This is a genomic window from Pradoshia sp. Z3_51 (genome assembly GCF_058215915.1).
Genome location: NZ_JBZAJC010000004.1, coordinates 422,503 through 436,733, shown reverse-complemented (window position 1 = coordinate 436,733; position 14,231 = coordinate 422,503). Strand labels below are relative to the sequence as shown.

Here is a 14,231-nt window from a genome sequence, read left to right as displayed (position 1 = left end):
CTTTCCTTTATCATTAATCTATCTATTAATTTGCCCAATCAAGACTCTCTAAAAACGCAAAAACATCCTGATGAAGCTGATCACGTTCTTTATCCAGTGTTATCACATGGCCTGATTCCTCATACCATTTTAATGTTTTTTGTTCAGTATTTGCAGAATTATAGATAATATTAGCGCTGTCAGTATTGATCATATGATCGTGGCGTGCCTGAGCGACAAAAAGCGGAACATCCACTTGATTCACATGATCTCTTACATTGCCAATCAATTCTTGCAAGGCTTGCAGGGTATTCATTGGACGAAAACGATTCATTTCTTCCTCAATTTGTTCCTGACTTTTACCTTCACGCTTTTTATACTGACGGGCATACTCAAGTACCCCATCATACATAACTTTTTCACTTTTTATATACATAGGTGAACACATGGTTACGATACCCTTAACAGGTACAGTGTAACCTAATTTCAAGGAAAATACCCCTCCTAATGAAAGGCCTGCTACCGCAATTTCCTTATGGCCCATTGCCCGCAATCGATCATAGGCTTTCATACAGTCCTTCCACCAATCAATTGGTCCGGATTCTACCAATTCCTCAGGAGGTACTCCGTGCCCTTTATATTGCGGTGCGTGGCATGTATATCCCCTGCTTTCAAGATATCGGCCTAGCATCCTCACATCAGCGCTATTCCCTGTAAAACCGTGAAGCAATAAGACTGCCCGGTTTCCTCCCTCAAATGTAAATGGTTTTGGCTGAGTTAATTTCATATAAAAAATCTCCCTTTGTTAAAACTTATACTATGTACTATTAGTTTACGATGTCAGAGGAACAAAACGCTATTAATAAGAACGATTTACACATCAAAAAAAGCCTGGCAAAGCTGCCAGGCAATGTTTGTTTTCGCACTATTACTTTGCAAAGAAAGAAACCAAAATGGTTAAAACAAAAAATAATACGGATAAAACAATAGTAGCGCGGTGTAAATATAAATCAAGTCCTCTGGCCTTTTGTTTACCAAAAAGCTGTTCAGCACCACCGGAAATTGCGCCGGATAAACCTGCACTTTTACCGGATTGCAGTAAGACCACAACAATTAAACTAATACATGTGATAACCAATAATACCATGAGCGTAGTATGCAACACGAACAAATACCTCCTAATTACGGTCTTATCAATACTATCACTTTACCATAACCACCTTTTTTTCACAATAACTAACAAGGAGATAATAGTTAAATTCACCGCAGGCAGGGTATAATCAAATAAGAGGATTCAAAACCCGTGATAGAGGGGGACATGATTATGTTTACCGATTGGTTATATAAAGTAAATTACATAAATATGATTGGATTTATTTTTGGCAGTTTAATGATGTTCTTCGTATGGAATGCCCCCTTAATGGGAGCTCTTATACTCGCGGCCGGTGTACTTTTAATTCTTTCTAAACTTAATGGAAGGCCATTCATCTATTTTATGACCTATTTTGTACATCTATGTTTGATTGGTTTATTGATTTTTGAACTCTTATCTATAGAATGGTTGTCTATTAACCCCATCCTTTTCGTAGTGTGTATAGCAGCACTGATTAGCATAATAGCAGTCATTATTCGCTCGAATACGAGCACTCTAAGCCTCTTTTGGTTGGCATTACATATCTTAATACTTGCCTATGGATTTATTGGCGAAGGCACTTTCTGGTCGACTGTTTGGAGTCCGGTATCTGTCCAGGTCGTATTTAAAACCTTCTATTCTATATTAATCGCATTTTTCCTGATTGGCGTATTTTTGGACCGTTTTCAAAACGAACTAAGGAGAGAGTACCGCGATAGAAATTAAATGAAAAGACGCTCACTTTTTAGCACCTCAAGTTAGATATAAAATCTAACTTTTGGAGTAAACTAAAAATGGAGCATCTTTTTTGTTGATTTATTTATACACTTTCACACGATCTTCAATTGGATTGAATTGTTTTTCACCAGCAGGAGCAACTGGTTTACCAAATGGCATTTGGGCGGATAATCTCCAGCTTGCAGGTATATTCCAGGTTGCCTTCACTTCTTCATCAATCAACGGATTGTAATGCTGAAGTGTAGCTCCTAATCCTTCCGCTTCAAGAGCTGTCCAAACGACGAGCTGCAGCATTCCGGAGGCTTCATTAGACCAAATAGGGAATTTATCTGCATATAGATCAAATTGTGACTGCAGCCCCTCTATGACCGATTGATCTTCAAAGAAGAGTACAGTGCCATATCCAGCATTAAACATATCCATTTTTTCCTGAGTGCCACCAAAATTTTCGGCAGGTACGACTTTTCGTAATGTTTCAGTTGTGATACTCCAAAACTTATTACTTTGTTCTCCAAATAATACGACTACTCTTGCGCTTTGTGAGTTAAAGGCAGATGGTGTATGCTTGACGGCGAATTTAACAATCTCCTCTACTCTTTCTTCAGAAATTACCTTTTCATTACTAATCGCATACAGTGAACGTCTTTTTTCAATTGCTGATAAAAATTCATTTGTATTTGTCATGATTTATTCCTCCCCAATGTTTTTATACATACTAAAATCTATTTAGACAGATAACCGAATAGATAAACCAAACAGGTCTGTTGTTACCCAAATTCCATTCTCTTCTCGAACTTCAGCACCTATATTATTCAAACGTGAAATCACTTCTTCTCTTTGTTCATGATTAGGATAATGAATAGTGAATGTTTGGAGTCCCACACTTTCTTTTGAAGCAGCCGGTATATTCCTGCCATTCCATACATTTAAACCGATATGATGGTGGTAGCCACCTGTGGACAAAAACAATGCCTGATTTCCATAACGAGTAACTACATCAAATCCCAATCCCTGGCAATAAAACTCCTCCGCCAGTTCAAGATTGCCAATATGCAAATGAATATGCCCCATTGCCGTATCAGACGGAAGGCCTTTCCACATCGTGTCTTCTCCTGCTGCCAATACTTCTTCTGCCTTCAAAGGCTCCGTAACCATATGAACCTCTTTGTCTTTCCATATCCATGAGGAAGCTGGGCGATCTGCGTAAATTTCAATTCCATTCCCATCAACATCCTGTAAATATAGTGCTTCACTAACATGATGATCTGAAGCACCCAATGGGTAATTAATTTTTGCAATATGATGCAAAAAGCTTCCTAAATCTGCACGTGAAGGCAACAATAAAGCAAAATGGTACAGCCCGGTTTTATGTGCCTCTTTTGGTATAACATTTTCAGGTTGAATCAAAGTTAATAATGGTGTTTCCCCATCAGCTGTTAAAACTGTACGATTCTCCTCTTTCTCCAGCACTTTAAAACCAATGATGTTTTCGTAAAAGGCGAGCGATCTTTCCATATTAAGTATCTTCAATTCAAGACTTTTCACAAACGTATTTGTTTTCTGATGAAAGTTCATATTACTCTCTCCCAAATGGCATTTTGTTTTTTTATAATTTAATCAGTACATAACTTACTTTATGTAAGTAATTATACTTTAGTAATAAATTTATATCAAGTAAATTATTTCCTATAAATAATTATATGATTTTTCAATAATACGATATAATATAGACCAGAGGGGTGATGTAATATGAATCAATCTCACATTTGTCCTAAATTTGAGAAAGCTATGGATATCCTCAGCCGCCGTTGGTCAGGGTTAATTATTTATCAACTGCAATCCGGTCCTCAGCGTTTCTGTACGCTGGAATCCTCAATTGGTATCAGTGGACGAGTACTATCTGAACGGCTAAAGGAATTGGAAAAACAAGGGATTGTCAAACGCGAAGTTTATCCGGAAACGCCGGTCCGAATTGAATATTCCTTAACAGAAGCAGGAGAAGCCATGAAGCCTATGATGCAATCCATTGCAAAATGGGCCGATGAATGGATGAAAAAGGATTCTCCAGAAACTGATCAAAAATAAATGCCGATTGCGCTGGCCGCAATCGGTTTTTTCTTTTTTTGATTGAAATTCATATCAGCCTACAATAAAAAAAAAGAGAATAGGAGGTTTCCCTACTCTCCCATCCCTTCATTATTTTTTAATCATCACTTGTTTAGGTGCTGGTTATAAAAAGCCCTAATACAAGCGTTAATTATATACGCTTTCATTTAGAAGCTATGTATTCAGTATCTTTAATTTTGATCTACTTATATATAAAGTGAATTATTTTAACTTTTCTGATAAAATTAATCAAACGTTTTATTCTAGATAGTAAGTGAAAGTGCAGGACAAATTAGAGAAGAGACAAAGGGGGATCACAGATGGATTATGCATTATTAACATCAGTCATTATTTACATGATTTTAATGCTCGGGATCGGATATTTTGCCTATAAAAGAACATCCAATTTATCTGATTATATGCTTGGCGGCAGAACACTCGGACCTGCCGTAACAGCATTAAGTGCAGGAGCTGCTGACATGAGTGGCTGGCTGTTAATGGGATTACCCGGAGCTATGTACGTATCCGGCCTTAGCGCAGCATGGATTGCCATCGGTTTAACTATAGGAGCCTGGGCTAACTGGATTTATGTAGCGCCAAGACTGCGTACCTATACACAAATAGCCAATGATTCCATTACAATTCCTGGCTATTTAGAGAACCGCTTTGGCGATACCTCAAAAATACTGCGCTTGATTTCTGGACTTGTTATTCTTGTATTCTTTACCTTTTATGTTTCATCGGGGATGGTTTCCGGCGGTATACTATTCCAAAGTACATTCGGGCTTGATTACCATACTGGATTAATAGTGGTTACTCTAGTAGTAGTCGCATACACTTTGTTTGGAGGATTTCTTGCCGTCAGCTGGACTGACTTTGTGCAAGGGATCATCATGTTTATAGCACTGATTCTTGTTCCAATCGTCACTCTTATTGAAGTGGGCGGATTTGGAGAATCAATTGATACAGCACGATCTATCAATCCAGCCTTATTAGATATTTTCAGAGGCACAACGATACTGGGCATCCTTTCTTCCATTGCCTGGGGACTTGGTTACTTCGGCCAGCCTCATATCATTGTCCGCTTTATGGCCATTTCATCTGTTAAAGAAATTAAAAAGGCCCGTCGAATCGGAATGGGATGGATGATTTTCTCTATTATTGGGGCAATGCTGACTGGATTTATCGGGATTACGTATTTCTCACAAAATGGCTCACCATTAGAAAACCCGGAAACGGTCTTTATCGTTTTAGGAGAAGTATTATTCCACCCGATTATTACTGGATTTTTAATCTCAGCTATTTTAGCTGCTATTATGAGTACCATTTCTTCGCAACTTCTCGTTACATCCAGCTCGTTAACAGAAGATATCTACAAAACATTTTTCAGACGATCAGCATCTGATAGAGAACTTGTTTTCTTAGGAAGATTGTCCGTTTTAATTGTCTCGATTGTCGCGTTATTTTTATCCTGGGAAAAGAACTCCACAATTCTCGAACTGGTTGGTTATGCTTGGGCAGGCTTCGGATCATCATTCGGTCCGCTCATCCTTTTAAGTCTCTTCTGGAAACGTATGAATAAATGGGGAGCATTGGCAGGTATCGTTATGGGTGCCTTCACTGTTATTATATGGTCCAGCTTAGGTCTCTCTGATACGCTCTATGAAATGATTCCTGGCTTTGGAGCAAGCACACTTGCTATCATCATTGTCAGCTTACTGACCGCTCCACCGAAGCAAGAAGTGGGTATCCAATACAAGCAATTTAATGATTTAATGAGGCAATAGAAAGTAAAAAGCATTGGGGCGAGCCCCAATGCTTTTTTTTGAAAAATAGCCCCATATGACTGGACTACTAGTCCGCAATTCCCCTCCAACTTTTTTATTAAATTCAATATATTGTCATATTCTCGCTATCTTTTTATCTATGAAAGCGCTATAATTAATTTGTGGGACGATGTACCATAATGTGGAACAATTTCAAAATTAATTAAAAATTGGAGAGAGGTAACCAGAAGACTTGATTCTGGAAGAGCTGCTACTTGTACTCTTTTAAGCAACCAGCAGTTTGTTCCCAACAACTAAAGTAAAGAGCTTCATTGATTGCTGCACAAAATTTTATAAATTAAATGAAGGAGATGTGAATAATGGAAATAAGATATTCTACTCACCCTGATCATGCGAAAACTTTTACAACGGAGGAAATCCGTAAACATTATTTAATTGAGGAATTATTTGTACCAGGAGAAATTAAGCTTGTGAATACAATGGAAGACCGCGCTATTATCGGAGGCATTACTCCTTTAAACGAATCTATCTCTCTAGAGGGTTACGATGAAATTAAAGCAGATTATTTCCTTGAGCGCAGAGAAGTCGGAATTTTCAATGTTGGAGGCGGCGGTAAAATTACCGTTGATGGTGAAGTATATGAAATGGAGAATAAAGACTGTTTATATGTTGGCTTAGGCAAAAGAGAGTTAATTTTCACAAGCAACCAATCTGATCAACCGGCAAAATATTATTTGTTCTCTGCCCCTGCACATAAAGAGTATCCTACCCAACATGTAGCATTTAATGATATTGAGGGCGACCGATTAGGATCAGCAGAAAATGCAAATGACCGTGTGATTAGACGAATGATTCATAATGAAGGAATACAAAGCTGCCAAGTCGTAATGGGAATGACGCAATTAAATACAGGAAGCGTATGGAACTCCATGCCAACCCATACACATAACCGCAGAATGGAAGTATACCTATATATTGATTTAGATGAAAATGCGAGAATGTTCCATCTGATGGGTGAACCTACAGAAACTCGCCATATTGTGATGAAAAATGAGCAGGCGGTTATTTCACCTCCATGGTCCATCCATTGCGGTAGTGCTACTAGTAACTATACATTCATTTGGGCGATGGCCGGTGAAAACAAAACCTACAATGATATGGATGCTGTATCAATAGATGAGCTCAGATAATTTCAGGAACGATTTAAAATAATGGCATTAATTTTTCTTTGCTATTCCAAAAAAACACAGATTTTAAAAATAATGTTTAAGGTGGTTTTCAAATGAGTCTAGAAAACTTTTCACTTGATTACTTTAATTTAACAGACAAGGTAGCCATCGTGACCGGTGGCAATACAGGCCTAGGACAAGGATATGCGGTTGCCTTGGCGAAAGCCGGAGCTAATGTATTCGTAGTTACCCATAATGATAATTGGAAGGAAACGCAGGACTTAATTGAAGCTACCGGAAGGAAAGCTCATTTTAAACAGGCTGAACTGACGGATAGAAAAAGTATAAAAGATATTGTCGAAGAATGCGTAAGTGTATTTGGTCGGATTGATATTCTCGTTAATAATGCAGGAACAATTCGCCGTGCTCCCTTACTTGAATATAAAGAAGAAGACTGGAACGCAGTCATGGACATTAACTTAAATGCTGTTTATTTCCTTAGCCAAGAAGTAGCAAAAGTGATGGTCAAACAAGAAAGCGGAAAAATCATCAATATTGGATCCATGCTTTCCTTCCAGGGCGGTAAGTTTATCCCACCATACACAGCGAGTAAACACGGTGTTGCCGGGTTAACAAAAGCGTTTGCCAATGAGTTAGGACAATACAATATACAAATTAATGCGATTGCACCTGGTTATATTGAAACCGCTAACACTGATCCTATTCGTGCTGATGAGAAACGGAATGCGGAAATTCTATCAAGAATTCCTGCTGGAAGATGGGCTAAACCAGCTGATTTGATGGGAGTCGTTGTGTTCTTGGCAAGTAAAGCATCCGATTATATGAACGGACATATTCTCGCAGTAGACGGTGGTTGGTTAGCGCGTTAAAAAGGGCTTACACCAATTTGAATGGGGCTGATTTCATTGATTACCGGCAATATAGATGACCTGATTGAGCAAAAGAGTCTTGCTGAGAATTTACAATCAAAATTAACATTTTTAAAAGAGTTCGATAGCTCCCAGTACTCTGCTGGGCGCCATGACATTGACGAGAATTTATTTTTCTTCCTCAATGAATATGAAACAAAGGAAGAACCTGACTGTATTTGGGAAGCCCACCGAAAATACCTGGACATCCATTATATTCTTGAAGGCAAAGAAAACATTGCCGTTGACCATATAAATCGTCAACAAATCAAGGAAAATTACGATGAAGCAAAAGATGCTATCTTTCTTGAAGGTGATGTCCAAACGCTTGTAGCCATGAATCCAGGTGATGTGATGATTTGTTTCCCAAAAGATTCCCACAAGGTTGGAATTATAACTGAAGAAAAGCAAATGGTTAAAAAAATTGTTCTTAAAGTAAAACGGTAAATCCTAAAATCCCTGGATATGAAGATTCAATCCAACCAAAGAGAATATGTATGTGAACAAGAGAAATCTATCAATCATAGAAAATCATAATTCCAGCTTTATATCCATAAATCTACCATCTTAGACCTTACATAATTGTGACCTCATTTTAATCCGGAAGGTAAGGTAGATCATCATGCGAATTTTAAAGACGATTGAAAAAATCCCAGGCGGGCTCATGCTGGTACCACTATTTTTAGGGGCCATTATACATACTTTTGCTCCAACATCAGGTGAATACTTTGGTTCATTCACAAACGGATTAATGACAGGAACGGTTCCAATCTTAGCCGTTTGGTTCTTCTGTATGGGTGCCGGTATTAATATTAAAGCAACAGGAACTGTATTACGTAAATCCGGAACCCTTGTTATAACCAAAATCGCGGTTGCCTGGCTTATAGCATTAGTGGCATCTATGTTTATTCCTGATGGTGGAATCCAGACTGGAGTTTTCGCAGGATTGTCCGTTCTCGCTTTAGTGGCAGCCATGGATATGACAAACGGCGGACTTTATGCATCCATCATGCAACAATATGGCACCAAAGAAGAAGCAGGCGCTTTTGTCTTGATGTCCATAGAATCCGGCCCGCTTGTAACAATGTTGATTCTGGGTTCAACCGGTCTTGCTGCATTTGAACCACAAGCTTTTGTAGGTGCTGTATTACCTTTCTTACTAGGATTCCTTCTTGGAAACCTTGATTCTGATTTACGCGACTTTTTCAGCAAGGCTACTACTACTATGATTCCATTCTTTGGATTTGCATTGGGTAACTCAATCGATTTAGGTGTTATTCTTCAAACAGGTATTGGAGGAATCTTGCTGGGTGTATTAGTTATTATTATTACGGGTATTCCATTGATACTGGCAGATAAATATATTGGAGGCGGTAACGGAACAGCTGGTCTTGCTGCATCAAGTACAGCAGGAGCTGCTGTCGCCAACCCAATGATCATTGCAACAATGGCACCTGAATTCATGCCTGTTGCTCAATCTGCTACTTCTCTGGTGGCCGCATCTGTTATTGTAACATCGATATTGGTACCAATCTTAACTGCATACTGGGCTCAATATATGAAAAAGAGAAACAAAGATACGATATCACCAGATAGCAAAGCTACCGTTTAATATTCTAGTCCCGGGGGGGCAAATGGCTTGCCCCTTCTGGAATGAACAGGAGGATCCTATGAGTAAAATTATCACCGTGGGAGAACCAATGGCCCTTTTTGTTTCTGAAAAAGAAGGTTCATTAGAAACCGCCGACCGTTTTGTTCGTTTTGTTTCAGGTGCCGAGGTTAATTTTTCAATCGGTATGGCACGTTTAGGCCATCAGGTCACCTATATAACCCAATTAGGCCAAGATCCGTTTGGAAAAAGCATAGAAACATTTCTTCAGCAAAATTCGATTAACACCGAATATATTAAATATGATTCAACCCATACAACAGGTATGCAATTTAAGCAAAAAGTTAGTGCTGGCGACCCGGAAGTATTTTCGGCACGGAAAAATTCAGCCGCTTCCCATATGAATCGGGAAACAATCGCTCATATAAACTGGACCGAGTATAATCATATTCATTTAACTGGTATACCACCAGCTCTTTCAGGGGGCTGCAGAGATATGGTCTATGAATTAATGGATACAGCAAGAGCCAATGGTGTGCAAATTTCTTTCGACCCCAACCTTCGTCCAGGTCTTTGGGAGGATAAACAAGAGATGGCTGAAATTATCAATGATTTGGCATGTCGCGCAGATATTGTCCTTCCCGGCATTAAGGAAGGGGTACTGTTAACCGGCCAGGATGATGTTCAACATATTGCGGACTACTATCATGCAGCAGGTGTTAAAACCGTCGTTATTAAACTTGGTGAAAAAGGGGCATTTACCAGTTCAGAAGGCGAACGTTTCTATACCGACCGTTTCCCTGTCAAACAGGTTGTTGATACGGTAGGTGCCGGAGATGGCTTTGCAGTTGGAGTAGTGAGTGGTCTATTAGAAGGACTTCCCATCAAGGAAGCTGTAAGACGCGGAGCCGCAATTGGGGCACTTGCCGTTATGTCTCCGGGAGACAATGATGGATTGCCTAACCATGAAAGTTTACTAGCTTACATGGAGGATTCAATCGCAGAGATTTAAATAAAGGCTCATAAAGAGTAAAGATAATGGCATCCATTATCTTTACTTTTGCTTTTTAAAATGATCAGAATAAATGCCATTCCCTGTAACTCTGCACATGCGCTCCCTAAGAGATTAGATATCCTAATCTCCTAATAGGATCTTTGGATAAAATCAATCAAAGGCGCAGAGATTACTTTTCAGTTTAAACTTCCTATGTATCCCAAGTTTCTAGAGATGGCCATACTGTAGTGTTTCATTTTTTCAATTAGCGTTTCATTAATCAAGTCCATAGTCACGCGATTATTGGGCCCAGATATACTGAAACTCGCGATGATCTTCCCTTTATGATCATAAATAGGCGCCGCAATACATCTTAAGACTTCTTCATTCTCTGAGTTATCCAATGCGTAGCCTTCTATCTTTATTTTCTCGATTTCTTCTAAAAGCTGTTCTTGCGACGTGATTGTAGTAGGAGTCTTAGCAATGAATTCTGTTTTGGAAAGAATAGAATCAAATTTTTCCTGATCCATTCCAGATAATAACACTTTACCGACTGCCGTACAGTACATCGGCGCCCGGCTACCAATACGTGAAAACATGCGAACCGTTTGATTACTTTCTATTTTATCGATATAAACAATCTCACCAAGGTTCTCTATACATAAATGAACCGTTTCATTGACTTCAAGAGATAATTTTTCGAGATAGGGCTTTGCCACTGTGATGACATCATTGTTGTTCAGAAGATTTCTAGATAAAAAGAGAATTTGCAGCCCAAGTTTATACTTATCGGTCTCTTCATCTTTTACAACATAGTTCATATTGGACAAGGTAGTCAGAAGCCTGTGGACGGTACTCTTTGTTAAACCCACCTGTTCGGACAGACGTGTAACCTGGAGACCATTCGGATATTCTGAAAGTTTATTTAATATAGTTAAAGCTCGTTCAATCGATTGAACATTAGACATGATTTTCTACCTCTTTTAGTTGATTTGTATAGAGAGATTCCTGATCAATCGTAAGGTTTCCCAATATCCTGCTCTATCTATAATGATACGGGAACCTACAATTTTTGTAAATTCGAAATAAGAACTATTATAGAAAGATAAAACTCAGCAAGTATGCAAAGAAATGATTACAGTACGAAAAGGAGTGTTCATATTGAAAAAACAAGCAATCTTACAAAAGGTTACGGAATGTGGTGTAGTCGCAGTCGTTAGAGCTAACTCTAAGGAAGAAGCTCGATTGATATCTGAAGCCTGTGTAAAAGGTGGTATTCAGGGGATTGAAGTGACTTTCACAGTCCAGTCAGCAGACGAGGTCATCAAGGAATTGGTTTCTGTCTATAAAACTAATAAAAAGGTAGTCATCGGTGCTGGAACCGTCCTGGATGCTACTACTGCAAGAATTGCTATTTTAGCAGGTGCCCAGTTCATTGTCAGCCCGGCATTTGATGGGGAAACAGCTAAGTTGTGTAACCTCTATCAAATCCCTTATATGCCTGGGTGTATGACGATTACAGAGATGAAAACAGCATTGGAAGCTGGGGTTGATATTGTTAAACTATTCCCTGGAAATGCGTTTGGCCCTGGGTTTATAAAAGCCGTAAAAGCCCCTCTCCCTCAGGTAAATATAATGCCAACCGGCGGGGTGAGTTTAGATAATATTGAAGAATGGATTTCAAATGGCTGCGTTGCTGTCGGAGTCGGCGGCAATCTGTTAGCACCGGCCAAAACAGGCGATTACGATCAGATTACTGAAATCGCAAAGATGTATATTGAAAAGGCTGTAGCAGCAAGAAAAAAATAAGAATTCATTCTATTAACTAAGTTGAACAGTCATCCTTTATAATAAAAGAATAGTTAGAAAAAACCAAATTAGACAGAGGAGGATTCAGATATGCCAACAAATCTCAAAGATACAGTCACCTTACATAATGGCGTTGAAATGCCATGGCTTGGATTGGGCGTTTTTAAAGTTCAAGAAGGCGAAGAGGTTATCCAGTCTGTTAAAGCAGCCATCCAAAATGGATATATCAGCATTGATACAGCTGCCATTTACGGTAATGAAGAAGGCGTAGGCCAAGCGATAAAAGAATCAGGTGTGCCACGCGAGGATTTATTTATTACAACAAAGTTATGGAATAGTGAACAAGGATATGAATCTACCTTAAAAGCCTTCGATGAAAGCATGGAAAAGCTAGGCTTGGATTACTTGGATCTTTATCTAATTCATTGGCCTGGTAAGGATAAATATAAAGAAACATGGAAAGCCTTTGAAAAACTCTACAAAGATGGACGAGTTCGTGCAATTGGCGTAAGTAACTTCCTGGTTCATCACCTTGAGGATTTAATTGCTACAGCTGAAATTAAACCAATGGTGAATCAAGTGGAATTCCATCCTCATCTAACACAAGAGGATCTTCGTGCATATTGCAAAAAAGAAGGAATTCAACTTGAAGCTTGGTCTCCTTTAAAACAAGGACAGCTTTTGGACAATCCAGTTCTTAAAGAAATTGCCGAGAAACACAATATATCGGTTGCCCAGGTTATCCTGCGCTGGGATCTGCAACATGGTGTCGTAACGATTCCGAAATCAATTAAAGAACATCGCATTATTGAAAATTCCAGTATCTTTGACTTTGAATTATCTGCAGAGGATATGGAAAGAATTGATCAATTAAATCAAGATAGCCGTGCTGGATCTCATCCTGATACAATGAAAGCAGGCTTTGAATTTTAATAATAATCAGGAGGCAGCTTATATATAGGCTGCCTCCTTTCTATTATTACTCCGCGTATGCTCTCTCTTCTATTAATCTTGCATGGACCACCCTTCTTCCATCCTTTAGACCTTGACTGCATGTGGAGAGCGTTAAAACCTTATCCTTATCAGATAACGGTTCTACCTTATAGCTAAAATCTGACCTTGATCGTAATTGGTTTATAAAAGCAAGATACTGTTCACTAGTTCCAAACTCAGTTTGGATATAATTAAAGCTTGGATCTGTGTTATAAGTAGAGAAAACCTCCCACTTATAATAGCCCGTTTTCCCATAAAAGTTTATGTATCTATGCTCGTATAGGAAGTTTTCATCCTTGTATTTATTCAAATCATGAAACATCGTACCGTTCTTCATATTATGTCCATAAAGAATGATATGATTGTCTGCAAAACCTTCCTGATTACGATAATCCATAAAAATACTTCCCTGAATGGATGAGCTATTGTTAAAATCATGTGTTAAATAGTAACTGTTATCATCACCCTGTACAACGGGGTAGTCAATGGCTGTTCCATCAATGGTGATCCAACCAACCGATTGGTCATTCAGCTCTACCAATTTAGTAAAATCGGCATTACCTGTTTCTTCTGATATGACCTTGTGTTTATCTTGAACCAGCTTCTTCTCCAATTTATACATCTGATATTCATCCATTGCATATTGAAACAAATAAATTCCTGACCAGCAAAACACAATCAGTAGTCCTAAACCGATTAACTTTGATATAATTGTCCGACTTCGCTTCATGCCTCTCAACTCTCTTAAGAAAATTATTATTCTTATATAATATAAGTTTAATAACAGACATTTCAGAATACAATAGCTTATCAAATAAAACAAAACCCCCACATTTTAAGCATAAGGAGGTTAAAGTCTGACTAATTCTATCCCTTTAAAGTTTCAAAAACTTCTCAAGCGATTTTTGGGAATCATATACATACTCGGATAGGAATTTTACTTCGTAGAATTATTCTTTTTACTCCCTTTCACAATCTATATTGGT

The 14,231-nt window shown here is 38.5% G+C and carries 16 protein-coding genes; 10 read left to right on the top strand and 6 right to left on the bottom strand.

The window, feature by feature from the left end:
- Positions 1 to 25 precede the first annotated feature (25 nt).
- Complete coding sequence (locus AC4BHA_RS11395; RefSeq protein WP_490552541.1) at positions 26 to 766, bottom strand: alpha/beta hydrolase; 741 nt, start codon at positions 764 to 766, stop codon at positions 26 to 28.
- Positions 767 to 907: 141 nt separating this feature from the next.
- Positions 908 to 1,126: a preprotein translocase subunit SecG gene (secG, locus tag AC4BHA_RS11390; RefSeq protein WP_373925489.1), complete on the bottom strand. Its 219-nt coding sequence runs from the start codon at positions 1,124 to 1,126 to the stop codon at positions 908 to 910.
- Between the two features lie 177 nt (positions 1,127 to 1,303).
- Here secG and AC4BHA_RS11385 point away from each other — a divergent pair, with 177 nt between their 5' ends.
- Positions 1,304 to 1,837: a hypothetical protein gene (locus AC4BHA_RS11385; protein ID WP_490558641.1), complete on the top strand. Its 534-nt coding sequence runs from the start codon at positions 1,304 to 1,306 to the stop codon at positions 1,835 to 1,837.
- Between the two features lie 90 nt (positions 1,838 to 1,927).
- Here the strand turns inward: AC4BHA_RS11385 and AC4BHA_RS11380 are convergent, their stop codons facing one another.
- Together AC4BHA_RS11380 and AC4BHA_RS11375 are read right to left on the bottom strand one after the other, a co-directional pair.
- Positions 1,928 to 2,533 carry a nitroreductase family protein gene (locus tag AC4BHA_RS11380; protein ID WP_066106273.1) on the bottom strand — a complete coding sequence of 202 codons (606 nt, stop codon included), beginning with the start codon at positions 2,531 to 2,533 and terminating at the stop codon, positions 1,928 to 1,930.
- A gap of 42 nt (positions 2,534 to 2,575) precedes the next feature.
- Positions 2,576 to 3,424 carry a VOC family protein gene (locus AC4BHA_RS11375; RefSeq protein WP_490558640.1) on the bottom strand — a complete coding sequence of 283 codons (849 nt, stop codon included), beginning with the start codon at positions 3,422 to 3,424 and terminating at the stop codon, positions 2,576 to 2,578.
- Between the two features lie 174 nt (positions 3,425 to 3,598).
- On the opposite strand from AC4BHA_RS11375, the gene AC4BHA_RS11370 reads away from it, so the two are divergent.
- From AC4BHA_RS11370 to AC4BHA_RS11340, 7 genes are all read left to right on the top strand, one after another.
- A complete protein-coding gene (locus AC4BHA_RS11370) occupies positions 3,599 to 3,934 on the top strand; it encodes a winged helix-turn-helix transcriptional regulator (protein WP_139892222.1) in 336 nt (111 codons plus the stop codon).
- 341 nt (positions 3,935 to 4,275) lie between these two features.
- Complete coding sequence (putP, locus tag AC4BHA_RS11365; protein ID WP_066106265.1) at positions 4,276 to 5,742, top strand: sodium/proline symporter PutP; 1,467 nt, start codon at positions 4,276 to 4,278, stop codon at positions 5,740 to 5,742.
- A 359-nt stretch (positions 5,743 to 6,101) separates the two neighbouring features.
- Entirely contained in the window at positions 6,102 to 6,932 is an 831-nt protein-coding gene (kduI, locus tag AC4BHA_RS11360) for a 5-dehydro-4-deoxy-D-glucuronate isomerase (protein WP_140461762.1), read from the top strand.
- Between the two features lie 92 nt (positions 6,933 to 7,024).
- Positions 7,025 to 7,801, top strand: coding sequence for a 2-dehydro-3-deoxy-D-gluconate 5-dehydrogenase KduD (gene kduD / locus AC4BHA_RS11355; RefSeq protein ID WP_490558639.1), 777 nt, complete (start codon positions 7,025 to 7,027; stop codon positions 7,799 to 7,801).
- A 36-nt stretch (positions 7,802 to 7,837) separates the two neighbouring features.
- Positions 7,838 to 8,287 carry a NanQ anomerase/TabA/YiaL family protein gene (locus tag AC4BHA_RS11350; RefSeq protein ID WP_262366002.1) on the top strand — a complete coding sequence of 150 codons (450 nt, stop codon included), beginning with the start codon at positions 7,838 to 7,840 and terminating at the stop codon, positions 8,285 to 8,287.
- Between the two features lie 175 nt (positions 8,288 to 8,462).
- Positions 8,463 to 9,452, top strand: coding sequence for a 2-keto-3-deoxygluconate transporter (gene kdgT, locus AC4BHA_RS11345; protein ID WP_066106251.1), 990 nt, complete (start codon positions 8,463 to 8,465; stop codon positions 9,450 to 9,452).
- Positions 9,453 to 9,510: 58 nt separating this feature from the next.
- The gene (locus AC4BHA_RS11340) at positions 9,511 to 10,461 is read left to right on the top strand and encodes a sugar kinase (RefSeq protein WP_140461764.1); all 951 of its coding nucleotides are present in this window, start codon (positions 9,511 to 9,513) and stop codon (positions 10,459 to 10,461) included.
- A 179-nt stretch (positions 10,462 to 10,640) separates the two neighbouring features.
- On the opposite strand, the gene AC4BHA_RS11335 is transcribed toward AC4BHA_RS11340, so the two are convergent.
- Positions 10,641 to 11,411 carry an IclR family transcriptional regulator gene (locus AC4BHA_RS11335; RefSeq protein ID WP_490558638.1) on the bottom strand — a complete coding sequence of 257 codons (771 nt, stop codon included), beginning with the start codon at positions 11,409 to 11,411 and terminating at the stop codon, positions 10,641 to 10,643.
- Between the two features lie 193 nt (positions 11,412 to 11,604).
- Between AC4BHA_RS11335 and AC4BHA_RS11330 the strand changes: the two genes are divergently transcribed.
- On the top strand, positions 11,605 to 12,252 hold the full coding sequence (locus tag AC4BHA_RS11330; RefSeq protein ID WP_490558637.1) for a bifunctional 4-hydroxy-2-oxoglutarate aldolase/2-dehydro-3-deoxy-phosphogluconate aldolase: 648 nt from the start codon (positions 11,605 to 11,607) through the stop codon (positions 12,250 to 12,252).
- Between the two features lie 90 nt (positions 12,253 to 12,342).
- Entirely contained in the window at positions 12,343 to 13,185 is an 843-nt protein-coding gene (locus tag AC4BHA_RS11325; RefSeq protein WP_490558636.1) for an aldo/keto reductase, read from the top strand.
- Positions 13,186 to 13,231: 46 nt separating this feature from the next.
- Here AC4BHA_RS11325 and srtB read toward each other — a convergent pair whose 3' ends face one another.
- Positions 13,232 to 13,975: a class B sortase gene (gene srtB / locus AC4BHA_RS11320; RefSeq protein WP_140461767.1), complete on the bottom strand. Its 744-nt coding sequence runs from the start codon at positions 13,973 to 13,975 to the stop codon at positions 13,232 to 13,234.
- Positions 13,976 to 14,231: the final 256 nt, after the last annotated feature.

Coding starts and splice junctions, on each gene's coding strand:
- AC4BHA_RS11395 (WP_490552541.1), bottom strand. CDS start 766: ATGAAATTAACTCAGCCAAAACCATTTACATTTGAGGGAGGAAACCGG.
- secG (WP_373925489.1), bottom strand. CDS start 1,126: ATGGTATTATTGGTTATCACATGTATTAGTTTAATTGTTGTGGTCTTA.
- AC4BHA_RS11385 (WP_490558641.1), top strand. CDS start 1,304: ATGTTTACCGATTGGTTATATAAAGTAAATTACATAAATATGATTGGA.
- AC4BHA_RS11380 (WP_066106273.1), bottom strand. CDS start 2,533: ATGACAAATACAAATGAATTTTTATCAGCAATTGAAAAAAGACGTTCA.
- AC4BHA_RS11375 (WP_490558640.1), bottom strand. CDS start 3,424: ATGAACTTTCATCAGAAAACAAATACGTTTGTGAAAAGTCTTGAATTG.
- AC4BHA_RS11370 (WP_139892222.1), top strand. CDS start 3,599: ATGAATCAATCTCACATTTGTCCTAAATTTGAGAAAGCTATGGATATC.
- putP (WP_066106265.1), top strand. CDS start 4,276: ATGGATTATGCATTATTAACATCAGTCATTATTTACATGATTTTAATG.
- kduI (WP_140461762.1), top strand. CDS start 6,102: ATGGAAATAAGATATTCTACTCACCCTGATCATGCGAAAACTTTTACA.
- kduD (WP_490558639.1), top strand. CDS start 7,025: ATGAGTCTAGAAAACTTTTCACTTGATTACTTTAATTTAACAGACAAG.
- kdgT (WP_066106251.1), top strand. CDS start 8,463: ATGCGAATTTTAAAGACGATTGAAAAAATCCCAGGCGGGCTCATGCTG.
- AC4BHA_RS11340 (WP_140461764.1), top strand. CDS start 9,511: ATGAGTAAAATTATCACCGTGGGAGAACCAATGGCCCTTTTTGTTTCT.
- AC4BHA_RS11335 (WP_490558638.1), bottom strand. CDS start 11,411: ATGTCTAATGTTCAATCGATTGAACGAGCTTTAACTATATTAAATAAA.
- AC4BHA_RS11325 (WP_490558636.1), top strand. CDS start 12,343: ATGCCAACAAATCTCAAAGATACAGTCACCTTACATAATGGCGTTGAA.
- srtB (WP_140461767.1), bottom strand. CDS start 13,975: ATGAAGCGAAGTCGGACAATTATATCAAAGTTAATCGGTTTAGGACTA.